We start from the raw sequence: 23,954 nt of genomic DNA, 5'->3' as shown, positions 1-23,954 counted from the left end.
CACTGCCTGCCAGGCGCGGCTGCTCAGAGGTTGAGCAGCTGGACGGTCGCCAGAGTCGGCTGAGCCGAGCCGCCGGCCGGCTCCACCGACACCGCCATCCGGGTCACCCCGTCGAGGTTCCCTGAGGCCGGCACCTCGACGTTGCCGGCCTGGTCGGGGCGGAACACCCCGCCGGAGACCGGCTCACCGCTCTTGTCCATCATCCACAGCTGGTAGGTCTGGTCGCTGGGCAACGTCGGCATGCCACGCCCCACCAGCACCAGCTTGCGCTCGCTGCGGGAGTAGATCAGGATGCCCTGGCCCTGCTTCATGGTGGTGGTGGCGGCCTTGACGTCTGGCGCGTCAAGCAGTTGCTGGACGGCCGACGCGCGGACGCCAGCCGCCCGCTCTGCCTCGCGGTGCTCGGTGAAGCCCCAGGCCGAGACGGTGATCGCGGCCAGCGCGCAGGCCGCGGCCAGCCCCTGCCACAGCGACTTGCCCCGGTCCCGGCGCAGCGGCACTACGTTGTCGGCGCGCGCGCTGTCGACCAGCGGTGGCAGCGGCCGGCTCTGCGCGACAGCCCCCAACACCGCGGCCCGCAGCTGGGGCGGGGGGCTGACCTCGCTGAGGTGGCTCAGCTCGGCGGCGGCGTTGCGCAGCCCCCGCACCTCCTCGGCGCACTCGGCGCAGGTCTGCAGGTGCCGCTCGAACACCGCACGCTCGTCGTCGTCGAGGGCGTCGAGTGCGTAGGCGCCGACCAGGCCGGTCAGCTCGTCGGTCATGCCGTCACCCCCAATGCGTCGCGCATCCTGATCAGACCGTCTCTAATCCGGGTCTTCGCCGTGCCCAGGGGAACCTTAAGCAATTCGGCCACTTCTGTGTGGGTGTAGCCGCCGAAGTAGGCCAGCGTGACCGCCTCGCGTTGAGCCGGGGTCAGCTCGCCCAGGACCTTGCGAACCCGTTGCGCCTCCAGGTTGGTGTGCGCCTGCTCGCTGACCGAGTCGTAGGGACGCTCCTCGTGCAGCAGGGCGTACTTGTCATCACGCACCATCGACGACTGCGCCGACCGGACCCGGTCGACCGCGCGGCGGTGGGCGATCATCAGCAGCCAGGGCAGCGCCCCGCCCTTGCCGGCGTCGAAGCGGGCGGACTGCCGCCAGACCTCGAGGTAGATGTCCTGGGTGACCTCGGCGGCCTGGGCGGGGTCGCGGATCACCCGAAGCACCATCCCGTACACCCGCGGCGAGGTCTGGTCGTAGAGGTCGGCGAAGGCGTGCTCGTCGCCCCGCGAGGCGGCGCGCACGAGGTCTTCCAGGGTCGTGACCGCAGGCTCGGCCTTGGCGCCGGAGGAGCGCTCGAACCACATGGCAGTCATGCTAGGCCGACCCTGAGCAGTGCCGAGCCGGCTGACCCTGCTCGCCCGGCTTCGCCGGCGAGTCGAGGGTGAGCGGTCCGGGCCATGGAGGTGGTTCGGAGCCGCCTGCGCCGGCGGATTGCCGGGTTGCCCGTGCTGTCGACGGCGGGGGTGTCGGGGAGCCGGTGCTGGGCGTCCCGGACGTCTCACGACGCGGTTGGGTCGTCAGCTGGAGTAGTAGGGCCGGGGGGAGTCGAACCCCCACTGTCACGGACCTAAACCGTGCGCCTCTGCCTTTGGGCTACGGCCCCGTCGCCGCAGAGCCTACTTGCTGGCCGCCAGCCCGAGGTCGCGGCGTAGCTTGGCCACGTGGCCGGTGGCCTTGACGCCGTACTGGGCCAGCTCCACGACGCCCTCGGCGTCGATGACGAAGGTCGAGCGGATCACGCCGGTCACCGTCTTGCCGTAGAGCTTCTTCTCGCCGTAGGCGCCGTAGGCGCTCAGCACCTGCCGGTCGGGATCAGACAGCAGGGGAAAGCTCAGCCGCTGGTTGTCGCGGAACTTCGCGAGCTTGGCGGGCTTGTCGGGTGAGACGCCGAGCACCGCGAACCCCTCGTCGGCGAAGCTGTCCAGGGTGTCGCGGAAGTCGCAGGCCTGCTTGGTGCAGCCCGGGGTGGAGGCCGCTGGATAGAAGTAGACGATGACCCGCCGGCCACGCAGCTCCGACAGCGACACCGGCTTTCCGTCGGCGTCGGCGAGGGTGAAGTCGGGTGCGGGGTCACCGGCGGCGAGGCGTTCGGTCATGGGTACACGGTATCGGCCCGGAGTCGGGTTTGGCCGGGTGGATAGGCTGGCCAGACAGCGACCTGTCAGGTCCGACGGAGTAACGAAGGAGCCACGGTGGCGACCCAGCGCGACGCGAGCCAGATCCGAGCAGAGATAGAGCAGGCCCGAGACCAGCTCGCGGTCACCGTCGACCAACTCGCGGTCCGGCTGGCGCCCAAGAGGCTCGTCGACGATGCCAAGACCACGCTCAAGCAGAAGGCGATGACGCCCGAGGGCAAGGCCGTCATCAGCGGCGCCGGGCTGCTGCTGAGCGTGATGATGATCCGCAACCTGCGCCGCAGCCGGCGCGATCGACGCGATCGGCGCAACCGGTAGGCCTGTCGCCGACCGGTGGCGCACTCATCGGTTGCGGCTCAGCCGCCTCCGACCAGGTTTCCGAGGTGGCGGCGCAGGTCCTCCACGCGGGCCACCGGGCGATGGAACAGCACGACCACTTCCAGGCCCAGGTCCACCCGGGCTGCCGGCTTGCCGAGCAGGATGTAGCCGCCGATCTCGAAGCTGTCGTCGGCGAGCCCGATCCGCATCCGCACCGGAGTCCGTGGCTGGCACAGCGCCTGGTGCTCGGGAGGCACCACGCCGCGCAGCGCGACCTCGCTCAGGTCGATGAGCTCGCCCGAGGTCTGCACGTCCTGCCCGTCGGCGCCGGCGTAACCGATGCTGAGACTGGCGTCGAGGTTGGCCCGGGCGTAGCGCCGGCGCTCCTCGCGCCAGGCGGTGCCCTGAACCTGGACGGCCAGCATGCCGACCTCGCCGGAGGTGGCAACGCTCAGCAGCATCACCGGCAGCACCCGCAGTGACGTCTCGTCCGGCCAGGTGACCAGCAACCGGGTGCCCAGCGCGAAGGCGCCGGTGGCGGGCAGGTCTCGGGGTGGCTGCAGAAACAGCACGCCGGGCTGGGAGCGGGCGACTTCGCTGCGGTAGGCGCGGCCTTGTTGGTCGCGCAGCACTACCGCCGTCCCGTCTGCCGGTACGTCGGTCATGGCCTACCGGCCGCTGCCGCGCTCACGGGCGCAATCTTAGGGACAACTCGGGCGCTGTCGCAGCGAAACAGCCGGATCACGCCGAACCGGTCAGGGTCGTTCGCCGGCTGCGGGGGCGGCGTCGCCGCCGGCCGGCGGCGTGCTCGAGCCCGACTCGCCCAGGGCGCCGCGCAGCGCGTCGACCGCGTCGTCTGTGCTCGAGACTGCCTGGGCATTGGATCGCTGGATTTCCTCGTAGATTTCTTTGCGGTTGACCTTGACCGACCGGGGGGCCTCGATGCCGATCCGGACCGCGTCGCCGCGGACCTCGAAAACGGTCAGGACGATGTCGTCGCCGACGACGATGCTCTCGCCGACACGGCGGGTCAGAATCAGCAAGGCGACGCTCCAGCGGGCAAGTGGGCCGGGTCCGGCACCGACAACGCTAGCCTGCTTGCTGTAACAACGGTGCGCGTAGGGGCAGATCGGCGTCACTGAGCACCAGTTGCAGGGCGGTGCCGCGGTCAGCGGCGATCACAATCGGCGCCAGCAGGTTGGCGGTGGCGTCGCTGAGGCCGTCGGTCACGGTGACGATCACCAGCAGCACGACCTCGTCGTCGTCGCCCACCCCCAGGGCGCTGACGTCGGAGGCGTCCAGCAGCGGTGCGTACTCGGGGAAGAACCGCCCAGGCGCGGCGACCACGAACCGCAGGCCGGGCGTCTTGGCCGAACGCAGCGCGTAGAGCACGCCATGGGCGTCCAGGGCCGAGACGGTGAAGTCGCGCTCGTCCTCGAAACCGGGTATCGGTGTCGCGAAGGTGATCCGGTCCGGAAGGGTGGCAGCCCGGGAGCGCGGCTTGAGAGCGCTCACCTCGCCACCTGGCTCGACGCTCACTCCTACGACGGTGCTGTGCTTCACGCTCACCTCAAGAAGTCCAGTAGCGAGATCTGGCTGACCTTCGCCGTGGTGGCCAGCGCGGCTTGATAGGCGGCGTTGGCTGAAGTCACCTGTATCGCCATATCGGCCAGGTCGATCTCTTGCAGTTCCGACAGCTGTGTTCTCAACTGAATGCGATTGGTGCTCGCGGTGTTCTGCACGCTCTGGATCCTTTGATACTTGGCGCCGGCCAGTGACTGCTCGTTGGTGATGCTGATCTGCCGGGCGTCCAGTTGCTGCAGGTCAGCACCCAGCCCAGACGGATTGGTGCGCAACTTCGCCGAGATGTCGGAGAGCAGGTCGAAGAGGTTGCTGCCGTTGGCGCCGAAGGTCGCCGTCCCAGGGTTGTTCAGGTCGATGGCGTTGTTCGCCCCGACGGTCCTGGTGACCGTGCCGGTGTCACCGACATAGCTTCCGGAGGTGTCGAAGGCGACGCCGCCGGCAGTGGTCCCGCCGAACACCGGACGGCCGAGGTAGCTGGAGTTAGCCAGCGACAGCAGCGAGGACCGGGCCTGGTCGACCTGCTGAGCCAGCGCCTCGTTTGAGGTGGTGTTGCCGGTGCCGGTGTTCATGCCTTGCAGCACCAGCGAGCGGACCTGCTGCAGCTGCTTGGTGACGCTGTTCAGGGAGCTGTCGACCGTGGTCAGCCAGCCGAGGGCGTCGGTGGCGTTGGCCTGCTGCTGGTTGAGCTGCTTGAGTTGGGAGCGCAGTTGCAGCGCGGTGACCGTGCCGGTGGGGGAGTCCGAGGGCTTGGTGATCTGCCTGCCCGAGGACAGCTGCTGCTGCAGCGTGGCCAGCCGGGAGGCGCCTGCCTGCAGTCCGGCCAGCGCGCCCTGCGAAGCCGAGCCTACGGTGACCCTGAGCATCACAGCCCCACCCTTCCGGTATGGCTGATCAGGGTGTCCAGCATCTCATCGACCGTGGTCAACACCCGAGAAGCCGCCTGATAAGCCCGCTGATAGGTGAGCAGGTTCGTGGTCTCCTCGTCGAAGCTGACGCCGGAGGAGGACTGCGCGAGCGCGTCGACGCTGTTGGTGACCGCCTGCTGGACGGTTGCCTGCTGGGTGGCTCGTTGGACGTCGGTGGCCAGGGTGCCCACCAGGGTGCGGTAGGCGGCGTCCGCGCCGGCGTTGGAACTGCCCAGCTGGGACATGCTCAGTGCCTTCGAGCCGTCCAGGTTGCCGCCGGGGGAGCCGGAGGCGGCCAGCTTCGCGGGGTTGGTGACCACCACCGACAGGGTGGCGGCAGTGCTGCCGGCGAACAGCGGCCCGCCGGGGTTGCCGGCCAGGTCATAGCCGCTGGCCTGATCGGCGTTGACGGTGCTCGCCAGCGCGGCGGCCACGGCGTCCAGTTGCGCGGCGTAGCCGGGCAGGGCGGTGCTCAGCCCGTCGACCAGCCCCTGCAACGAGCCGCCGGCCGGGCCGGCCGGAACGCCGCCCACCAGGATCTGGTTGCCGCTCAGGGAGACGGCGCTGGCGGTGACGCCAGAGACCAGGCTCTGCCCGCCGACGGTCACGGTGGCGGCGCCGTTTGCCCCGATGCTGGTCTGGGCGCCGGTCAGGTCGGCCAGTGTCATGAGCAGGCTGTCGCGCTGGTCGGCCAGGGTGTTGACGTTGGCGCCGCTGGCGGTGGCCACCGCGATGTCGCCGTTGAGCTGAGCGAGCGCGGTGGCGGCAGTGTTGATCTTCACGGTGGCGGCGGTGGCCTGCTGTGACACCGACTGGGTCAGCCGGTCCAGTGCCGCGCTGCTCTGGTTGAGGGTGCTGGCCAGGCCGGCCGCCTTCTGCAGCACCACGTTGCGGGCCGCGAGGTCGCCGGGGTTGTTCGCCACCGCGGCCCAGGAGTTCCAGAAGTCGTTGAGCTGCTCGGCCAGGCCGTGGTCGCTCGGCTCGTCGAAGAGCGCCTCGGCCGAGGACAGCACGGTGGTGGTGGTCTGCAGGTAGCCGTTGTCACCGTGCTCGGCGCGGGCGCGGGCGTCGATCATCGGATCGTTGAGCCGGGTGGTTCCTGAGACGGTGACCGAACCGTGCGGGGATTGGGTGGCGTACAGGGCCGACACGCCGGTCGCCGGGCCGACCGCGGCCAGCTCGGCGCGCTGGCGGGTGTAGCCGGCGGTGTTGGCGTTGGCGATGTTCTGGCCGGTGACCTCCATGCCGTAGCGCTGCACGTTGAGCGCAGCCAGGGCATTGGTCAGGCCGGAGAACGAGCTGCTCATGACGAGCCTTCGCTGTGACGCTCGCTCATGCCTGCTCGTCCATCAACATCGGGCCGTTGGGGGAGGCCGCGGTCGAGCCGTGGGAGTCATAGGTCTGCACCGTCTCGGTGACCGAGAGCAGCGCTTGGCGGACCGAGCGGGCGCCGGCGGCCAGCAGCACCCGGTTGTGACCGGTCGCGCCTTCCACTTCGGCGACCAGTTGCAGCAACGCCTGCCGGTGCTCTCCGAACAGCGTCGCCCAGGGCTGCGGCGCAAGCGCCTCGAGTTCAGCCAGCGTGGGAGGGGCCGGTAGCCGCAGGTCGTCGGCGATCGCGTCGACCTCTGCTGCCCGCAGCACCTCGGTTCCGCGCAGCTGCTCAAGAGCGGCTTCGATCTCGTCGTTGGCCTGAGCCAGCCAGCGGGTCTGCCCAGCGCTGACTATCAATTGCTCCTCGACAAGCTTGAAGAGCAGTAGTTGCAGCGCATCGCGCTCGCGCCACAGCAACGTCGATACCTCGGAGAACCCCATGGTTTTACTTCCCGTAGTCGTCAACATGACTACCTCACACTCCCCTCGGGTTCAACGCAACTAATCGGCACTCCGCTGCCGGACTTGAACGGTTGGGCTCCGCTGAGGGGTCAAAGCAGACATCGCGAGCGACACGCCGTAGTGACGTAGATCACAGTGACTCTGAGTATCCGAAACTTAACGCAGCTAATACATTAAGCCCGGGTTAAGTCAGCGGGGGCGAACTTAACCGCCAGTAGTCGGAATCGATTCGGTGCGACAGCAAAGTACGTAAATGCCCAGCAGCACCACTGCCACGAGAAGAGTAACGATGACGATGAGTCACAAGGCCTCCGCACCGTCGATGATCGCGTCGGCTGGTTCAGCCGCCAAGGCGTGCCCCCTCGGCGTGGAGACCCTGGTCCGGGACAACCTGGCCCTGGTCGGACACATCGTCCGCGAGACCATGACCCGGCTGCCGGCCCACATCGGCCGTGACGACCTCACCTCGGCGGGGATGACCGCGCTGGTGCTGAGCGCGCAGGGTTATGACGAGTCGCGCGGGGTGCCCTTCGCCCGGTTCGCCGCGATCCGCATCCGCGGCGCCCTGGTAGACGAGCTGCGCTCGATGGACTGGGCCAGCAGGTCCGTCCGTGGCCGGGCCCGCGAGGTCGAGGCCGCCCGCAACCAGCTCGCCGTGACCCTGGGACGCTCACCCCGGCCGCAGGAGGTCGCTGACACCCTGGGCTTCAGCGTCTCCGAGCTCGGCAGCATCGACGCCGACGTGCACCGCGCCAGCGTGTTGAGCCTGCAGGGCTTCGCGCCCGAGACCGGCGCCGCCATGGTGCCCGACGCCCAGCGCGGCCCCGAGCAACTGGTGTTGGACCGCGAGCAGCTGGGTTACCTCCACGACGCGATCGCCGAGCTGCCCGAGCGGCTGCGCCACGTCGTGCAGGCCTACTTCTTCGAGCAGCGGCAGATGGCAGACATCGCCGCTGAGCTCGGCGTCACCGAGTCACGTATCTCCCAGCTGCGCGCCGAGGCCCTCAAGCTGCTGCGCCACGGCCTGGCCAGCGCCGAGCCTGAGCTCGCCACGCCGGCCGAGCCGACCGGCCGGGCCGGCGCCCGGGTCGCCAGCTACGCGGCGGCAGTCGCCGCCCGCGGCAACCTGTCCAGCAGGTTGAAGATGTCAAACGCCTTCGGCGAGACGGTCTCTGCGCAGTACGGCTCGGCGACGCCGCGCCGTCACGAGCAGCTCGACCGCTCTTCGATCGCCTGACGGCGCCCCGCGCGACAAAGTAGCGGCTAACCGCTCAAGTCGCCGCCCCGGCTGCCGAACCTATAGACGAGCTGATCCACGGATGGATCGGCCGGCCCGCTAAGGGTCACCCGGACTCTGTTTCAGGAGGAAACCAAATGAGTCTTCGCATCAACACCAACGTCGGGGCCCTCAACGCCTACGGCAACCTGTCCGCCAACCAGGCTTCGCTGCAGAACGCTTTCGAGAAGCTTTCCAGCGGTCTGCGGATCAACAAGGCGGCCGATGACGCGGCCGGCCTGTCGATCAGCCAGGGCCTGACCTCACAGATCAACGGTCTCACCCAGGCCGTGCGTAACGCCCAGGACGGCACCAACGTCGCCCAGATCGCCGACGGCGCCCTGGCGACCGTGCAGAAGATCCTGCAGCGTCAGCGCGACCTCGCCGTCCAGGCGTCCAACGGTGGTTCGCAAGACGCCGCCGCCCAGGCCGCCGCCCAGTCCGAAATCACCAACCTCAACACCCAGCTCAACAACATCTCCGCGACGACCTCCTTCGGCGGCACCAAGCTGCTCGACGGCAGCTACACCGCCGCGGTCGGCGTGTTCCAGGTCGGCGCCAACAACACCGCCAGTGAGCAGATCTCGCTGGCGCTGACGTCCTCGGACAGCACCACCCTGGGTGTCTCGGGTGTCAACGTGGGCACCACCGCAGGCGCCCAGTCCGCGATCGGCACCATCGACGCCGCGATCGCCTCGGTGTCAGCTTCACGGTCGCAGATCGGTGCCACCCAGAACCAGCTCGGTTACACCATCAGCAACCTGCAGACCACGATCCAGAACGTGACCGCCTCGCGTTCCAACATCACCGACGCCGACCTGGCGACGGAGGTCACCGCGATGAGCCAGGCTCAGATCCTGACCTCGGCCGCCACCTCGGTGCTGGCCCAGGCCAACTCGGCTCCGCAGGCCATCCTGAAGCTGCTGCAGTAAGCAGTCCTGCCAGCAAGCAACCAGCAACACCGCTGAAGCGATCCGGCCGGGGCTCGAACAAGAGCCCCGGCCGGAGCGCCTCGGTAGGTAAGGAGTGCACGTGAGCGCGTTCTCGATCGGCGGGTTGTCCTCCGGTATCGACACGGCCTCTCTCATCTCGCAGTTGATGACAGTGGCCGCGCAACCGCAGACGCAGTTGAAGAACCAGCTGTCCGCGCAGCAGAGCGTGCTCACCGCCTACCAGGCGATCAACACCAAGCTGACCGCGTTGCAGGCCGCCGCCGACGCGGTGAAGCAGGCCAGCACCTGGGCCGCCACCAAAGCGGTCTCCAGCAGCACGGCCGTGATCGCCTCGACGACCTCGGCCGCGGCCTCAGGCTCAGCCACCACCTTCGACGTGATCCGGCTGGCCACCGCCCAGATCAGCACCGTGGCAGCCGCGGGCGCCGTGGTCGCCTCGCCCCCCAACGGCATCGACGTCGTCGACTCCAGCGGCGTCACCCACCATCTGACGTTGGCCGACGGCAGCGCCGCCTCGGTTGCGACCGCGGTCAACAACGCCGCGCTGGGCATCCGCGCCTCGGTGGTCAACACCGACGCCGGCCCGCTGCTGCAGTTCACCTCGGTGGCCACCGGCGCAGCCGGCGCTTTCACGGTCAACGGCCTCGACACCGCTCCGCAGACCCTGGTCGCGGCTCGGGACGCCAAGATCGCGGTGGGTGATCCCAACGCCGGCGGATACACCATCTCCAGCAGCAGCAACACTTTCAACAACGTCGTGCCCGGCGTGACCTTCAGCGTCGGCGCCGTCGTCTCGGGGGTGACGATCGCGGTCTCCAGCGACGCCACCGCGATCAGCGACAAGATCAAAGCCCTGGTCGACGCCGCGAACGCCACTCTCGCCGAACTCGGCAAGCACACCGGCAAGGGCGGGGTGCTGGAGAGCGACTTCCAGATCAACTCGATCACCAACAGCGTGCTGTCGACGGTGAGCCGAGGCGACAACACCGGAACCAGCTTCGCCCCGATCGGCGTGCAGCTGACCTCGACCGGCACGCTTGCCTTCGACGCCACCGCCTTCGCCGCCGGCTACGCGGCCGACCCGGCCAAGGCCCAGGCGGCTGCCGCGACCTCGCTGGCCGGCGCCCTGTCCAGCCTGGCCATGAACAGCTCCACTGTCACCCTGAGCCCGTTGATCAACTCCGGCACGTCCCAGGTCGGTCAGTTGAACAAGCAGATCGCCGACTGGGACACCCGGCTGGAAGGCCAGCGAACCGCCATGCAGTCCAAGTACACGGCCATGGAAGTGGCATTGCAGAAGTTGCAGGCCACCTCCAGCTACCTGACCTCGGCGCTGTCCGCGCTCAGCGAGTCCAACTCCGCCTCGCGCAAGTAGCCCCTCACGACCTGACCGCTCGCCCCCGCGGGGCCGGCGCCAACCGAAGAAGGAGATGATCGCCCGTGCCAGCTGACGCCGCCCGCGCCCGCTACCTCGCCGACGCCGTTGCCACCGCGACGCCGGCCCGGCGCATCGTCCTGCTCTATGACCGGTTGTGGCTGGACATCCAGCGTGCTCAGGCTGCTCAGGACTGCGGCGACGCCACCGCCCGGGACCACCTGCAGCACGCCCAGCAGATCGTCGCCGAGCTGCTGGGCAGCCTTGACGTCGCAGCCTGGTCAGGCGCCGGCGACCTCGCGTCGCTGTACTCCTACCTGCTGCGCGAGCTGATCGGCGAGGTGCTCGAGCCGCAGCCGGGCCGGCTGGCAGCCGTCACCAAGATCGTCTCTGACCTGCGCGCCAGCTGGCAGCAGGCCGAAGCCCAGTTGCAGGGCGGCGTGCCGTCCAGCGGGGCGGTAGCGGCCGACGGCCGGGAAGCAGTCCGCGTTGGCTAGCCAGCTCGCTGGCTCGGCTGAGCGCGTGGGTCCGGTTCCGGCCGCGCCCACCTGGGAACAGGTGCTGGCCGACCTCGAGCTGGAGACGACGGCGCTGCAGGAGGGCCTGCGGCGCGGTGAGCTGCTGGCCCCGGTGACGCCCTGGCATCCACCGGTCCTGCCACCCATTCCCGCCGAGCTGGTCGCCCGCGCGCAGGCGTTGCTCGATCAGCAGCTACGGCTGCAGATCCAGATCTCACTGGAGCTGGACCGGGCGCCCGCCGCGAGCCGGCCCCGCTCAGCCAACCGTCCTGACCCGGCGCCGCAACTTGTCGACCTGAAGGCCTAGGCCCCTCAACGTTGAGGGCCTGAAGGGCGTAGGAATCCGTTTTGAACAGGTTTCTTACATCCGCTTAACTCTCTGTGATCATGGTCGATAGGGATTTCCGAGCACGGACTGCTCGAAACAGCCCCGCCATGGATTGGCGAAGCCCCGATTAACGGAGGTTTCGTGCCGTGCTCGACGACGTCGCGTCAGTCACGCTCAGTACCGCTCTCACCGCGCTTGCCGCTCGGCAGCGGGTGAGCGCCCACAACATCGCCAACATCGAGACCCCGAACTTCCGCGCCGGGCAGCTGTCCTTCGAGGACAACCTGCGGCAGGCGGTCTCGGCCGGTGAGCCTGCTCAGGCCGCGGTCACCATCACGCCCAGCGACGCGCCGGTCGGGATCAACGGCAACAACGTCAGCCTGGACACCGAGACCCTCACCGATCAGAAGACCGCCCTGCAGTTCCGGCTGCTCAGCGGCGCGATGTCGGCGAAGTTCGAACTCCTCAACACCGTGTTGAAGGGCTGAGCGGATGCCGATCTTCTCCGCCATCTCGACCTCGGGCACCGGGCTGAGCACGTTTCGCACCTGGATCGACGTCATCGCCAACAACATGGCCAACCTCAACACGGTCAAGCCCACCTCCGGCGCCGCCTTCCAGGCGCAGTACGTGCAGGCCCAGGACGTCGCCGGGCGCGCCGACGGGGTCGGCGCCGGAGTCTCCGTCACCGCGTTGCCGGTGAGCAGCCCCGAGGGCCGGCTGAGCTTTCAACCCAACCACCCGCTCGCCGACGCCGAGGGCTATGTGCGGCTGCCCGATATCGACATGGGCGAGCAGATGGGCAACCTGATCATGGCGCAGCGGGCCTTCCAGGCCAACGCCGCGGTCGTGGATCGGGCCCGCGACACCTACCTGGACGCCATCAACATCGGAAAGAACCGCTGACATGACCTTGCCCGCGATCGGCGCCATCAGCGCCGCGCTGCCCAACTTCGCCACGACCGCCACCACCGGAATCGGGGACACCGGACTCGGTGACACCGGCATCGGAGGGGGATCGGTCGGCAGCACCTCCGGCGACTTCGCCGCGATGCTGGAGAAGGGCCTCAACGCCGTGCAGTCGGCGCAGAGCAAAGCCGACGGGCTCGCGGTGCAAGCTGCGACCGGTGACCTCACCGACATCCACGAGTACAGCATCGCCGCCACCCAGGCCTCACTGGTGACACAGCTGGCGACGACCGTTCGCACCAAGGGTGTTGACGCGTTCAACCAGATCATGGGAATGCAGGCCTAAGACATGCAGGAAAGACTTCTCTCGACGTTGCGGCGGATCTGGGCCGGGTTCCTGGCGTTCACGCCAGGACAGAAGGTGGTCACGGTAGTCGTCGGGCTCGCCCTGGTGATCGGCGGTTTCACCTTTTCGTCATGGGCGTCCAAGCCCAGTTACGCGCCGCTGTTCACCAACCTGGCGCCAGCGGATGCCAGCGGGATCATCGACAAGCTCAACACCAACGGCACGCCCTACCAGCTGGCGGCCAACGGCACCTCGATCCTGGTTCCGCAAAAGGACGTCTATGACCTGCGGCTGACCATGAGCGCCGCCGGCCTGCCGTCGGCGGGCGCCTCCGGTTACAGCCTGCTGGACAAGGAAGGCATCACCACCTCGGAGTTCAAGCAGCACGTGGACTACCAGCGGGCCCTGGAAGGCGAGCTGAGCAAGACCATCAAGTCGATCAGCGGTGTCCGCGAGGCCGCGGTGCACCTGGCGATGCCGAAGCAGAGCGTCTTCACCGACGGCAGCCAGAAGGCCACCGGATCGGTGTTGTTGACGACCGACCCCGGCGCCACGCTGTCCTCGGGCCAGGTCCAGTCGGTGGTGAACCTGGTGTCCTCCAGCGTTCCCGGCCTGGCCGCCGACCAGGTCAGTGTCTCTGACGCCAGCGGCAAGGTGCTCTCGGTCGCCGGTGACGCCAACAGCGGCGCGGCAGCCGACACCCGCACCGAGGCGATCGCCCAGTACAACAAGCGGGTCAGCACCGAGGTGCAGCAGATGCTGGACCAGCTCGTCGGCGCCGGCCACGCGGTGGTCACGGTGAACGCCGACCTCGACTTCGACAAGAACAACACGGTCTCCAACCGCTACGTCTACGCCACCGGCATCCCGCCGCTGTCGGAGGCCAACACCACCGAGAGCTACGGCGCCGGCCAGAACGGCGCGGGCGGCGTGCTCGGGGCCGCCTCGCCCAGCCCCAGCGCGGCGCCTGGCGCCACCGCCGGCAACGGCTACCGCAAGACCAGCACCACCCGGGACAACGCGGTCGGCCAGGTCACCGAGACCCGCAACGCCGCCCCGGGCAAGGTGCGGACGTTGAGCGTGGCCGTGCTGCTGGACAAGAACGCCCCGCCGGTGGACGAGGCCCAGGTCCGGGAGCTGGTCAGCTCAGCGGTCGGACTGGACGCCAAGCGCGGAGACTCACTCGCATTGGCAAGCGCTCCGTTCGACACCTCGGCGGCGACCGCGGCCCAGAAGGCGGCCAGCGAGGCGGCCGCCGCGGCCGCCTCGGCACGCAGGCACGCCGAGCTGATGTCGCTGGTGAAGACCGTCCTGGTCGTGCTGCTGGTGCTCGGCGTCATCATCGCGACCGTGATAGCCAACCGGCGACGGCGGCGTCCGACCGAGCCGACCGATGACCTGGACACCTTCCTCTCAACCCTCAACGACTCACCCGGGTCATTGCCGCCCGCCCCGCGTGACATCGTGCCGCCGCAGAGCCGGGAGGCCGCCATCAACGCCGCCCGGCAGCGGGATCTGGCCGAGATGGCTGACAGCCAGCCACAAGAGGTCGCCCGCTTGCTGCGCACCTGGCTCAACACGAAGGAGAGCTGACGATGGTAGAGACCCTGGCGACCGTTTCCTCGATCGGGACCGGTCTGGCGGTGGCGGCCGGCAACGCCGAGCCGAGCGTCGATCTGACCCGCGGCATGCCCGGCCGGCGCAAGGCGGCCGTGCTGGTCCTGCAGTTGGACCGCGAGGCTTCGGCCAAAGTGCTGAGCCAGCTGTCTGACACCGAGCTCGAACAGGTCGCGACCGAGATCGCTCGGGCCGGCGAGGTGCCCCCCGAGGTGTCGGCCGCGGTGCTGCGCGAGTTCGGCATCCTGCAGGTGTCGGGGGACTCGATGGTGCGCGGCGGCATCGAGCAGAGCCGCGCGATGCTGCGCGCGGCGGTCGGCGACCAGCGTGCGGACGCGATCCTGGACCGGCTGGCGGGCACCATGTTCGACCTGCCGTTCAAGTTCCTGCACAACGCCGACGCCAGGCAGTTGCTGAACTTCATCGCCGATGAGCACCCGCAGACGATCGCCCTGGTGCTGGCGCACGTTCCGGCGCCGCTCGCCTCGAAGGTGCTGGCCGGCCTGGGCAGCGAGCTGCAGGCCGACGTCGCGCACCGGATCGCGACGATGGACCAGACGACGCCTGACATCATCCACCAGATCGAGGCCAATCTTCAGCGGCGGATGGCGAATCTGATCATGCCTTCGGAGCTGGCCGCGGTCGGCGGGGTCCAGCCGCTGGTCGACATCATCAACCGCGCCGACCGGGGCACCGAGAAACTGATCATGGAAGGCCTGGAGAGCCGGGACCCGGTCCTGGCCGAAGAGGTCCGCAGCCGGATGTTCATGTTCGAGGACCTGATCAACCTGGAAGACCGCGCGGTGCAGCTGGTGCTGCGCCAGGTCGAGACGGCCAACCTGGCCATCGCGCTCAAGGGCGTGGCAAGCGTGGTGCACGCCAAGATCATGGCCAACATGTCCGAGCGGGCCGCCGCCACCCTGGCCGAGGAGATCGAGCTGCTGGGCCCGGTGCGGGTGCAGAGCGTCGAAGAGGCTCAGACCGAGGTGGTGCGGGTGATCCGCGAGCTGGAGGAGGCCGGCCAGATCATCGTCCGGCGCGGCGAAGAGGACCAGTTCGTTGCCTGACACCCTTGCTTTCGAGTTCATCAGCGACGTCGCGGTTCCGGACCGGCTGATCGAGCAGGCCCGTGGCCAGGCCCGGGCGGTCGGTTATGCCCAGGGTTGGTCACAGGGTTCACGCGAGGCAGCCGAGGCCGGCGCAGTCGAACTCGCCGCCGCGCATGCCGACCGGGAGCTGTCGCTGGCCGCTCAGCGCCAGCGGATCGAGTCGGCGTCACAGGCCTTGCACCGCGCCGCGGATGAGCTTGCCCAGGCGACGATGGTCATCACCGACCAGATTGAGGACCAGATCCTGGCCGCCGCCGTGGAGTTGGCCGAGGCGCTGCTGGGGCGCGCGCTGCGCGACCCCGAGGTGGCCGCTCCGGCCGCCCTGGCCCGGGTGCTTCGGCTGGCGCCGGCCAACGAGCCGGTCACCGTCTGGTTGAACCCGGTGGACTACGACACCCTCACCGGCCCGGCCGGAGCCGGTCTGGTCGGCTCGGTGGAAGGCGCGAGCGGGCGTGGCATCACGTTCGAGACCGATCCCGGCCTGCAGGCCGGCGACGCGCTGGCCCGGTGTGCCAGCACCACCATCGACGCCCGGCTTTCCGAGGGCGTCGCGCGGCTGCGGGAGTACCTCAACCGATGACCACCCCCGTTCTCGGCTCCAGCCGCAGCCGGCACCGGCTCGCCGAGTTGACCGAGCTCGCCGGCCCCCGGGTCTATGGCTATGTCTCCCGAGTGGTCGGGCTTTCGATCACCGTCTCGGGACTGACCGGCCGGATCGGCGACCTGCTCTCGATCGGCGAGGGCCCGCGGGCCGTGCTGGCCGAGGTGGTCGCCGTCGATGATCAGAACTGCACCTGCCTGCCGCTGGGCTCGCTGGACGGGATCGGCAACGGCGACCGGGTCGCGGCCACTGGCGGGCCGCTGCGGGTAGGCGTCGGCGCCGGACTGCGCGGCCGGGTCCTGGACGGTCTCGGCCAACCGCTGGACGGCCTGCCGCTGCCCGCCGGGCTGGACCGCGTGTCGGTGGAGATGGCGCCGCCGCCAGCGTTGAGCCGGCGTCGGGTCGATGAGCAACTTCCTTTGGGCGTCAGGGCGATCGACTCGCTGATCAGCGTCGGGCGCGGCCAGCGGGTCGGCATCTTCGCCGGCTCCGGAGTCGGCAAGTCGAGCCTGCTGTCGATGATCACCCGCGGCACCACCGCCCAGATCACGGTCGTGGCGCTGATCGGCGAGCGTGGGCGCGAGGTCCGGGAGTTCCTGGAGAACGACCTCGGCCCGGACGGGCTGCGCGACGCCGTGGTGGTCATCGCCACCTCCGACCAGCCGCCGATGGTCCGGCTGCGGGCCGCCTTCGTCGCCACCCGGATCGCCGAGTGGTTCCGCGACGAGGGCCAGGACGTGCTGCTGCTGATGGACAGCATCACCCGGCTGGCCACCGCGCAACGTGAGATCGGGCTCTCCGCCGGAGAGCCGCCGGCCTCGCGGGGATACCCGCCGTCGGTGTTCGCGCTGATGCCTCGGCTGCTAGAACGCGCCGGAGGCTCTGAGCACGGCTCGATCACCGGCCTCTACACGGTGCTGGTCGAGGGTGAGGACCACAACGAGCCCGTCGCCGACACGGCCCGCTCGATCCTGGACGGGCACATCGTGCTGGACCGCCGGCTGGCAACCGCCGGCCACTTTCCGAGCATCGACGTGCTGGAGTCGGTCTCTCGGGTGGTGACCGCGGTGACCACCGGTGAGCAGCAGCGACTTGCCCGCCGGGCCAGGCAGCTGCTGGCCGCTCGCCGCGACGTCAAGGAGCTCGTCGAGATCGGCGCCTATGTCGCAGGCACCAACCCCCGTGCCGACCAGGCGCTGGCGATCTGGCCGCAACTGGAAGCCTTTCTGCAGCAGGACATGACTGATCAGAGCAGCTCCGACTCGGCCTGGGAGGCCTTGCGCGTGATCCTGGCCGACGAGCCGGCTGTGCCAGCCGGGGTTGCCCGATGAGCCCCCGGTCCTGGATTCCGACGGTGTTGCGAGCCAGGCAGGCCCAAGAAGACCTGGTGGCCCAGCAGGTGGCGGTCGCCCGCCGCGACGCCGGCCAGGCCGCGCACGAGCATGCCGAGCACGCCGCGCGGGTCGCTGGGATGTCCTCGCCGCCGAAGCAGAGCGTGCCCGCCTTCCACGCCTCGCTGGCAGCCCACCAAGCCGCCGCGGCAACGCTGGCCGCCGCCCGTAACCGGGTGCTGTTCGCAGAGAGCCGGGTGTCCTCGGCGATGACCGACCTGACCGCCGCGGCCCGGTCGCGCCGGACCGTGGAGAAGCTGCACGAGCGTGACGAGGCAGAGCGGGTCAGCACCGCCTCAGACCTGGCTCAGCGCGAGCTCGACGAGGTGTCGATCAGCCGGCATGGTGCTCGGCTGCGGAGGACGTCCTGATGAGCGTCGAGATGTCCGGCATCCAGTCGGTGCTGGCTCGGATCGCCCAGATCCAGGCCGGCTTTCCCGGCACTCCCACAGCCCGGTCGTTGCCGGCGCCGGTGATGGCCCGCAGCGCCGCAGCAGTCGACGCGCTGGCGCAGGCGAGGTCGGGCACGTCGCCGGCTCGCACCGGGTCATCGGATTTCGCCGTGGCGCTGGCCAGCGCCGCCGGCGGCAGCGGGCTCAGCGGGCTCAGCGGGCTCAGCGGTATGAGCGGGCTCGGCGCCGGCATCGGCGCGGGGACGAGCGGGCCGGCCGGCGCTGACATCATCGACTCGGCCAAGAAGTACCTGGGCGTGCCCTACGTCTTCGGCGGCGTCACGCCGGCCGGCCTGGACTGCTCGGGCCTGGTCCAGCGTGCCTACGGCGACCTCGGCATCTCGTTGCCCCGGATCGCCTCCGACCAGGCGCACGTCGGCGTCGCGGTGCCCAGCCTGGCCCAGGCGCGGCCTGGCGACATCCTGGCGTTCGGCGAACCGGCGCATCACGTGGCGCTCTACGTCGGGGACAACAAGATGATCGCCGCTCCACAAGCGGGGGACAGGGTCAAGATCCAGAGCGTCTACGAGACTCCCACCAGCATCCGGCGGGTGGTGCCGAGCGCTGACCAGGCCGGCGTGAGCACCGGACCGGCAGGCGCTGTGGGCGGGGCTGACGGCGTGGCGCCGGGCTCACTCAACGGCCAGCCGGCGCTGAGCGGCCTGAACCGGTACGCGAGCCTGTTCACCCAGAACGAGGCGCGATACCACCTTCCGAAGGGCCTGCTGGCCGCCGTGGCCCACACCGAGTCCGGTGGCAACCCGGCCGCGGTCAGCCCTGCGGGCGCGCAGGGTCTGATGCAGCTGATGCCCGGCACGGCCAAGGGACTCGGGGTCAACCCATGGGTTCCCGCCCAAGCCGTGCAGGGTGCGGCGCAGCTGCTGTCCAACTACCTGCGCACCTACGGATCGGTGCCGCTGGCGCTGGCCGCTTACAACGCCGGCCCAGGTGCTGTCGAGCAGTACGGCGGCGTTCCGCCCTACAACGAAACGCAAAACTACGTCACCAAGATCACCGGGATGTTGGCAGGGAGGGCAGGCTGATGACATCGATGATCGTCATTGCGAACAGCGCGACACCGTCCGGAAGCACGGTCACATCCGACGCCGCCGGCTCCGACAGCTCGGCAGGCGAGGCCTTCGCCGGTGTGCTCGCCGGCATCCCGGCGGTCGGCGGCCGCCCCGGTGACCGCGGCTCAGCGACCGACCGGCCGGCCAAGGCGCTCAACGAGGCGGAGCCGGCCGAGGTGGTCGCCGGCGGAGTCGGCGTGACCGAGCTGGCTGCCATGGCATTGCTGGCGCCGGCGTTGCCGGTCACGGGAATCACCGCGCCGACCGGCCTGAACGTCGCGGCCGGACGGGCCGACGCTCACCCGGCGGACGGTTCCCACAGTGTCACCGGGCCGGCTGGCATGGGCGGGGCCGGCCTGACCGGCCAGGCGCAGGCCACGGCTCAGCAGCCTGCTGCCGCGGCGACCTCCCAGGCGGCGGCCGCCTTCGCAGCCGCCTCGGCCCAGGTCGAGCAGGCCGGCGACGACGCAGGCGCGGTCGAACCGCCTCACGGGCCCGGCCGCGTCAACGGACCGGGTAACGGACTTGGCGCCGGTCACGCCCACGGCTCGGGTCCGGAGAAGGCGCTCGGAGCGATGAAGGCAGCTGATCCTGCCCAGGCAGCCGCCAGGGCCGCGATCTTCCAAACGGCCCCGGTGACCGATCCGGCCGCGTCGACCGGAGTCAACACCGCGACCCTTCCCGGCGCCGCGACCCTGCCCGGCGCCAGCACCGCGCCTGGCACCGCGACCCTGCCCGGCGCCAGCACCGCGCCTGGCGCCGCGACCCTGCCCGGCGCCGCGACTCCGCGCGGCTTGGCAACCGCTTCCGGGCAGGCGACGCCGACCACCACCGCCCCTGGCCTGGCAATCGCGCCGGGGCTCGGCAGCGCCACCGCCTCCGTGGGCGGCGGCGGTGCCAGCCCGCGTCCAGCGTGGGCCATGAGCGGCCCGGCCGACAGCCTGGTGACGGGGACGGAAACGCACCCGGGGACCCTCGGCGTCGCGGCAGAGCCAGCGCCGATGACCGCCCAGCCAGCCGCCGGCACGGTGCAGCAGGCGCCAGTGGCGCAGCCCCTCCTGATCGGACAGCAGATCAGCGTGGCGCCGGCCGAGCACAGCGCCGGCCCGGCCCGCCACGAGCTTGCGGCTGAGATGGCTGACCTGCCCCTGTCCCGCCAGGTCGCGGGCCCGGTGCTCGCGTTGCGCGCCAGTGGTGACGGCAGCCACCAGTTGATCGTGGCACTGCACCCGGCTGAGCTCGGCCCGGTCAACCTCAACGTGCGGATCACCGGTGACGTGATGACGATTCAGCTCGCCAGCGCCAGTGAGAGTGCCCACGACACGTTGCGTGAGGCGCTGCCCCAGCTGCGCTCAGAGCTGCAGGCCGCCGGCCTCAGCGCAGTGACGCTGTCGCTGGACCTGAGCTCTGAAGGCTCGGCCGGCGCCTTCGCCGACCGCCGTCAGGGCGGCGCCGACCCCCACGACCCCACCCGGTCCGCGACAGCCGAGGACGCCCACCAGGCGCCGCCACGGCAGCGGATGAGCGGTGACCGGATGCCCACGCACGCGAGCTCCGGTCTGGACCGGTGGCTGTGAACACCTCAGAACAGGAGAGCAGATGACGCAACCAGTGTCCTCGGTCGCGACGGGTCTGCCGGTCCCGGCCACCCCCGGGATGGCGACCAGTGACAACACCACGCTCAGCTCGAAGGCCTTCTTGCAGCTGTTGGTGGCCCAGCTGAAGTACCAGGATCCCAGCAAGCCGATGGACACGGCGGCCTTCATGCAGGAGACGGCGACCCTGACCCAGGTGCAGGCCGCGGAGCAGACCGCCCAGGTCAACGTCGACATGCTGTCCGCGCAACGGGCGCAGACCGCCAGCAGCCTGGTCGGGCACACCGTCGTCTACGCGGCGCCGGACGGGAACCTGGTCACCGGTCAGGTGTCCGCGGCGACCATCTCGACCGCTAAGCCGACCCTGCGGATCGGGTCCGTCGACGTCGAGCTCAGTCAGATCCAGCAGGTGCTGGCCAACGCCCCCGGCGCGCCATGAGTTAGCCCCGCCGACGCAGCCCGCTCGGCCGCACCGAACCGTCGAACCCACTGATGTGAATCCGAATAGCCTTCCTTCAAAGGAGAAAACCATGCTTCGCTCGCTCTTCACCGGCATCTCGGGCCTGCGTGCCCACCAGCAGATGCTGGACGTCACCTCCAACAACATCGCCAACGTCAACACCGCCGGCTACAAGAGTGCCTCGACGGTGTTCGGGGACACCCTCAGCCAGACCATCTCCGGCGCCGGCGCGCCGGCCGGGGCCAACGGCGGCACCAATCCCATGCAGGTCGGCCTCGGAGTGCAGCTGGCAGGCACCTCGACCAACTTCTCGCAAGGCTCCAGCCAGTACACCGGACGCACCAGCGACCTGCTGATCAACGGTGACGGCTTCTTCGTGATGAACAACGGCGGTCAGCAGACCTTCACCCGGGCCGGCTCGTTCAGCCTCGACTCGGCCGGCCACCTGGTCTCCCCGGACGGCGCCATCGTGCAGAGCGCGACCGGCGGCGACCTGGACCTGTCGGCGTTGAGCAGCGGCGTCTACAAGTCCTGGAGCGTCACGAGCTCCGGTGTGGTCAACGGCGTCGACGCGACCGGGACCACCACCGCGCTGGGCACCATCGCGATGGCCACCTTCAACAACCCCGGTGGGCTCACCAAGGTCGGTGACTCGCAGTACCAGTCCAGCGCCAACTCAGGCGCCCCCCAGATCGGCGGGGCGAACACCGGCGGCCGCGGCAGCCTGACTCCTGGCTACCTTGAGATGTCCAACGTCGACCTGGCCGCCGAGCTGACGAACCTGATCATCTCCCAGCGCGGCTTCCAGGCCAACTCGCGCGTGATCACCACCTCGGACGAGATCCTGCAGAGCCTGATCAGCCTTAAGAACTAAGCATGAACGACTTCGGGCCCGCTGCGACGCAGCGGGCCCGAAGTCATGTTCGGAGAGCGTGGACACCGCTCACGGCCACTGGCCGGGCGGCTCAGAAAACTGGCGTCGATGCCGATAAGTATGCCAAGGAGGACCCACGGATGGGTCCTGGCGAACACCTGGATGGATCCGATGATACTGCTGCGCCGATTGGGTGGACCTGTGTTCACCCTCAACCCTGACCTGATCGAACGTGCCGAGGCGACTCCGGACACGGTGGTGACCCTGATCGGCGGCAACAAGTACGTCATCTGCGAATCGCTGGACGAACTCGTCGAGCTGATCCGTGAGTACCGGGCCCGCATCATCGCCAGCGCTGAGGCGATGACCTATGACGCCTCCTACCCCGACGCCCACCAGGGCCCTTCGGCCAGTCAGGCCCGGATCAGGGTGCTCTCGGCGGCCGTCTCACCGGGCCAGACGCCCGTGGTGCCGATCCGGAAGACGGACGCCTGATGGACCCCGCTCTGATCATCGGCGTCGTGCTGGCGGTTGTGGCGATCGTCGGATCGGTCACCATGGAAGGTGGCAGCATCGGCGCGATCTTCATGGTGCCGCCGATGATCCTGGTCTTCGGCGGCACCATCGGCGCCGCGGTCGCCGGGGCCGTGATGCGCGATGTCAGCTCACTGCCCAAGCAGCTGGTGCGCGCGATCACCGCCAAGACCGTCAAGCCCGACGAGGCGGTGGAGACGCTGGTGCGGCTGGCCGGCAAGGCCCGCCGCGAAGGGCTGCTGGCTCTGGAGAACGAAGCGGCCGATATCGAGGACGAGTTCCTGCGCCGCGGCCTGCAGCTGGCCATCGACGGCACCGACGCCGAAGAGGTCGGGATCATCCTCAGCACCGAGGTCGACACCAAGCGCTCCATCGACCGGGCAGCGGCCAAGCTGTTCGCCGACATGGGCGGCTACGCCCCGACCATCGGCATCATCGGAACGGTGCTGGGCCTGGTCAAGGTGCTGGGACACCTGGCCTCGCCCGAGCACCTGGGCGCCGAGATCGCCAGCGCGTTCGTCGCCACCCTGTGGGGCGTGCTGAGCGCGAACGTCTTCTGGCTGCCCCTGGCCAACCGGCTCAAGCGGGTCAGCGAGTCCGAGTGCGAGCAGATGGAAGTGATCATCGAGGGCATCCTGGCGATCCAGGCGGGCTCGAACCCGCGCCTGGTCGAGCAGAAGCTGCAGAGCCTGCTGCCGCGGACCAATCGCGAACCCGAGCGTGACGTCGCATGAGGACCGTCTACGCCTGCGCGGGCGGTGACCGGTGAGCGCCGGGCGCTCGGCCGGCGGCCGCCGCCGGGGCTCCAGTCACGTCGAGGAGCATGAGGACAGCGAGCGTTGGATGGTCACCTACGCCGACATGCTCACCCTGCTGCTCGTGCTGTTCATCGTGCTGTACGCCATCTCGCAGGTGAACACCTCCAAGTTCGCCCAGCTCAAGTCCAGCCTGGCCTCGGCGTTCGACAACGGCCAGCCCTCGATCCTCAGCGGCGGCAGCGGGATCGTCGGTGGCAACGCCGCTGCCCAGAAAGCCGATCCGATGGCGCCGATCTTCATGCCGCCCAAGCAGCAGAGCAAGGCGGTCGCCGCGCAGGACAGGCAGGCTGCCCAGCGCGAGATGGACGAGTTCAAGAAGATCGAAAAGGCCATCAAGGCCTCGTTGCACAAGCACGGCTTGGACGGCCACGCCGAATTCAGCATCAACGAGCGGGGCCTGGTGGTCACGGTGGTGACCGACGAGCTGGTGTTCTCCGGCAACAGCGCGGTGCTGGAGGCCGAGGGCACCGCCATCCTGGGTGCGGTGGCTCCGCCGTTGCGCCCGGTTGACAACCAGATCCAGGTCGACGGCCACACCAACCAGCAGAACGTCAGCACCGCGCCCTACCCCAGCGGTTGGGAGCTTTCCTCGGCTCGCGCCTCGTCCGTGGTGCGGCACCTGGTGACGAGCGGCAAGATCGCGCCGAGCCGGTTGAGCGCGGCCGGATTCTCAGACCAGCGGCCGTTGCTGGCGGCCAGCGACCCGCGCTCGATCACCCGTAACCGGCGGGTGGAGATCGTGGTGCTGTCCAAGCTGCCCGCCAGCGCGCGCGCCGGCACGGCTGCGACCGCCACGCCCATAACCGGCGCACCCGCGAGCGGCAAACCAGCCACCGGCGCACCGGGGACCGGCCATGGCTGAGCCGCAAGCCGAACCCCGAACCGCACCAGGCCTCCGTGCCATCCACC

Annotated in this window: 30 protein-coding genes and 1 tRNA gene; 21 read left to right on the top strand and 10 right to left on the bottom strand. The window is 69.5% G+C overall.

What is annotated here, in order from left to right; translation table 11 throughout:
- Positions 1-23: 23 nt before the first annotated feature.
- The 4 genes from VGB75_02140 to bcp form a co-directional block, all read right to left on the bottom strand.
- The gene (locus VGB75_02140; GenBank protein HEY0165818.1) at positions 24-761 is read right to left on the bottom strand and encodes an anti-sigma factor; all 738 of its coding nucleotides are present in this window, start codon (positions 759-761) and stop codon (positions 24-26) included.
- The gene (sigK, locus tag VGB75_02135) at positions 758-1,345 is read right to left on the bottom strand and encodes an ECF RNA polymerase sigma factor SigK (GenBank protein ID HEY0165817.1); all 588 of its coding nucleotides are present in this window, start codon (positions 1,343-1,345) and stop codon (positions 758-760) included. Before sigK ends, VGB75_02140 begins: the two co-directional genes overlap by 4 nt.
- A gap of 226 nt (positions 1,346-1,571) precedes the next feature.
- Positions 1,572-1,644, bottom strand: a tRNA-Leu gene (locus VGB75_02130).
- A 13-nt stretch (positions 1,645-1,657) separates the two neighbouring features.
- Positions 1,658-2,137: a thioredoxin-dependent thiol peroxidase gene (bcp, locus tag VGB75_02125; protein HEY0165816.1), complete on the bottom strand. Its 480-nt coding sequence runs from the start codon at positions 2,135-2,137 to the stop codon at positions 1,658-1,660.
- A 96-nt stretch (positions 2,138-2,233) separates the two neighbouring features.
- On the opposite strand from bcp, the gene VGB75_02120 reads away from it, so the two are divergent.
- Complete coding sequence (locus VGB75_02120; protein HEY0165815.1) at positions 2,234-2,494, top strand: DUF3618 domain-containing protein; 261 nt, start codon at positions 2,234-2,236, stop codon at positions 2,492-2,494.
- A gap of 38 nt (positions 2,495-2,532) precedes the next feature.
- Here the strand turns inward: VGB75_02120 and VGB75_02115 are convergent, their stop codons facing one another.
- The 6 genes from VGB75_02115 to VGB75_02090 all read right to left on the bottom strand — a co-directional run bounded on the left by VGB75_02115 (position 2,533) and on the right by VGB75_02090 (position 6,798).
- Positions 2,533-3,159 (bottom strand): hypothetical protein, encoded by a 627-nt coding sequence (locus VGB75_02115; protein HEY0165814.1) that lies wholly within the window; start codon positions 3,157-3,159, stop codon positions 2,533-2,535.
- Between the two features lie 90 nt (positions 3,160-3,249).
- Complete coding sequence (csrA, locus tag VGB75_02110; protein ID HEY0165813.1) at positions 3,250-3,537, bottom strand: carbon storage regulator CsrA; 288 nt, start codon at positions 3,535-3,537, stop codon at positions 3,250-3,252.
- Positions 3,538-3,583: 46 nt separating this feature from the next.
- Positions 3,584-4,063, bottom strand: a complete 480-nt coding sequence (locus VGB75_02105) for a flagellar assembly protein FliW (protein ID HEY0165812.1) — start codon at positions 4,061-4,063, stop codon at positions 3,584-3,586.
- Positions 4,060-4,941, bottom strand: coding sequence for a flagellar hook-associated protein FlgL (gene flgL, locus VGB75_02100; protein HEY0165811.1), 882 nt, complete (start codon positions 4,939-4,941; stop codon positions 4,060-4,062). Before flgL ends, VGB75_02105 begins: the two co-directional genes overlap by 4 nt.
- Complete coding sequence (gene flgK / locus VGB75_02095; protein HEY0165810.1) at positions 4,941-6,290, bottom strand: flagellar hook-associated protein FlgK; 1,350 nt, start codon at positions 6,288-6,290, stop codon at positions 4,941-4,943. The genes flgL and flgK overlap by 1 nt, the downstream gene beginning before the upstream one ends.
- A gap of 25 nt (positions 6,291-6,315) precedes the next feature.
- A complete protein-coding gene (locus VGB75_02090) occupies positions 6,316-6,798 on the bottom strand; it encodes a flagellar protein FlgN (GenBank protein HEY0165809.1) in 483 nt (160 codons plus the stop codon).
- A 310-nt stretch (positions 6,799-7,108) separates the two neighbouring features.
- On the opposite strand from VGB75_02090, the gene VGB75_02085 reads away from it, so the two are divergent.
- The 20 genes from VGB75_02085 to VGB75_01990 all read left to right on the top strand — a co-directional run bounded on the left by VGB75_02085 (position 7,109) and on the right by VGB75_01990 (position 23,907).
- A complete protein-coding gene (locus VGB75_02085) occupies positions 7,109-8,056 on the top strand; it encodes a sigma-70 family RNA polymerase sigma factor (protein HEY0165808.1) in 948 nt (315 codons plus the stop codon).
- 137 nt (positions 8,057-8,193) lie between these two features.
- On the top strand, positions 8,194-9,027 hold the full coding sequence (locus VGB75_02080) for a flagellin (protein ID HEY0165807.1): 834 nt from the start codon (positions 8,194-8,196) through the stop codon (positions 9,025-9,027).
- Positions 9,028-9,127: 100 nt separating this feature from the next.
- A complete protein-coding gene (gene fliD / locus VGB75_02075; protein ID HEY0165806.1) occupies positions 9,128-10,423 on the top strand; it encodes a flagellar filament capping protein FliD in 1,296 nt (431 codons plus the stop codon).
- A gap of 65 nt (positions 10,424-10,488) precedes the next feature.
- Complete coding sequence (locus VGB75_02070; protein ID HEY0165805.1) at positions 10,489-10,920, top strand: flagellar export chaperone FliS; 432 nt, start codon at positions 10,489-10,491, stop codon at positions 10,918-10,920.
- A 25-nt stretch (positions 10,921-10,945) separates the two neighbouring features.
- Positions 10,946-11,248 (top strand): hypothetical protein, encoded by a 303-nt coding sequence (locus VGB75_02065; protein ID HEY0165804.1) that lies wholly within the window; start codon positions 10,946-10,948, stop codon positions 11,246-11,248.
- Positions 11,249-11,415: 167 nt separating this feature from the next.
- The gene (locus VGB75_02060; GenBank protein HEY0165803.1) at positions 11,416-11,757 is read left to right on the top strand and encodes a flagellar basal body protein; all 342 of its coding nucleotides are present in this window, start codon (positions 11,416-11,418) and stop codon (positions 11,755-11,757) included.
- A 4-nt stretch (positions 11,758-11,761) separates the two neighbouring features.
- Positions 11,762-12,175: a flagellar basal body rod C-terminal domain-containing protein gene (locus VGB75_02055; protein ID HEY0165802.1), complete on the top strand. Its 414-nt coding sequence runs from the start codon at positions 11,762-11,764 to the stop codon at positions 12,173-12,175.
- Position 12,176: 1 nt separating this feature from the next.
- Positions 12,177-12,524: a flagellar hook-basal body complex protein FliE gene (locus VGB75_02050; protein ID HEY0165801.1), complete on the top strand. Its 348-nt coding sequence runs from the start codon at positions 12,177-12,179 to the stop codon at positions 12,522-12,524.
- A gap of 3 nt (positions 12,525-12,527) precedes the next feature.
- Complete coding sequence (gene fliF / locus VGB75_02045) at positions 12,528-14,117, top strand: flagellar basal-body MS-ring/collar protein FliF (GenBank protein ID HEY0165800.1); 1,590 nt, start codon at positions 12,528-12,530, stop codon at positions 14,115-14,117.
- A gap of 2 nt (positions 14,118-14,119) precedes the next feature.
- Positions 14,120-15,208 carry a flagellar motor switch protein FliG gene (gene fliG, locus VGB75_02040; protein ID HEY0165799.1) on the top strand — a complete coding sequence of 363 codons (1,089 nt, stop codon included), beginning with the start codon at positions 14,120-14,122 and terminating at the stop codon, positions 15,206-15,208.
- Entirely contained in the window at positions 15,201-15,830 is a 630-nt protein-coding gene (locus VGB75_02035; protein HEY0165798.1) for a FliH/SctL family protein, read from the top strand. Before fliG ends, VGB75_02035 begins: the two co-directional genes overlap by 8 nt.
- Complete coding sequence (locus tag VGB75_02030) at positions 15,827-17,182, top strand: FliI/YscN family ATPase (protein ID HEY0165797.1); 1,356 nt, start codon at positions 15,827-15,829, stop codon at positions 17,180-17,182. The genes VGB75_02035 and VGB75_02030 overlap by 4 nt, the downstream gene beginning before the upstream one ends.
- Positions 17,179-17,613, top strand: coding sequence for a flagellar FliJ family protein (locus tag VGB75_02025; protein HEY0165796.1), 435 nt, complete (start codon positions 17,179-17,181; stop codon positions 17,611-17,613). The genes VGB75_02030 and VGB75_02025 overlap by 4 nt, the downstream gene beginning before the upstream one ends.
- A complete protein-coding gene (locus tag VGB75_02020; GenBank protein ID HEY0165795.1) occupies positions 17,613-18,737 on the top strand; it encodes a transglycosylase SLT domain-containing protein in 1,125 nt (374 codons plus the stop codon). Before VGB75_02025 ends, VGB75_02020 begins: the two co-directional genes overlap by 1 nt.
- Positions 18,738-18,745: 8 nt before the next feature.
- Positions 18,746-20,341 (top strand): flagellar hook-length control protein FliK, encoded by a 1,596-nt coding sequence (locus tag VGB75_02015; protein ID HEY0165794.1) that lies wholly within the window; start codon positions 18,746-18,748, stop codon positions 20,339-20,341.
- A gap of 22 nt (positions 20,342-20,363) precedes the next feature.
- The gene (locus VGB75_02010) at positions 20,364-20,798 is read left to right on the top strand and encodes a flagellar hook capping FlgD N-terminal domain-containing protein (GenBank protein HEY0165793.1); all 435 of its coding nucleotides are present in this window, start codon (positions 20,364-20,366) and stop codon (positions 20,796-20,798) included.
- Between the two features lie 91 nt (positions 20,799-20,889).
- Complete coding sequence (locus VGB75_02005; protein ID HEY0165792.1) at positions 20,890-21,693, top strand: flagellar hook-basal body complex protein; 804 nt, start codon at positions 20,890-20,892, stop codon at positions 21,691-21,693.
- Between the two features lie 162 nt (positions 21,694-21,855).
- Positions 21,856-22,188, top strand: coding sequence for a flagellar FlbD family protein (locus VGB75_02000; GenBank protein HEY0165791.1), 333 nt, complete (start codon positions 21,856-21,858; stop codon positions 22,186-22,188).
- Complete coding sequence (locus VGB75_01995; GenBank protein HEY0165790.1) at positions 22,188-22,961, top strand: flagellar motor protein; 774 nt, start codon at positions 22,188-22,190, stop codon at positions 22,959-22,961. Before VGB75_02000 ends, VGB75_01995 begins: the two co-directional genes overlap by 1 nt.
- Positions 22,962-22,992: 31 nt before the next feature.
- A complete protein-coding gene (locus tag VGB75_01990) occupies positions 22,993-23,907 on the top strand; it encodes a flagellar motor protein MotB (protein ID HEY0165789.1) in 915 nt (304 codons plus the stop codon).
- The last annotated feature ends 47 nt before the right edge of the window (positions 23,908-23,954 follow it).

Origin of the sequence: Jatrophihabitans sp. (assembly GCA_036399055.1) — a bacterium.
Classification (GTDB): domain Bacteria; phylum Actinomycetota; class Actinomycetes; order Mycobacteriales; family Jatrophihabitantaceae; genus Jatrophihabitans_A.
This window is presented reverse-complemented; position numbering and strand designations above follow the sequence as displayed.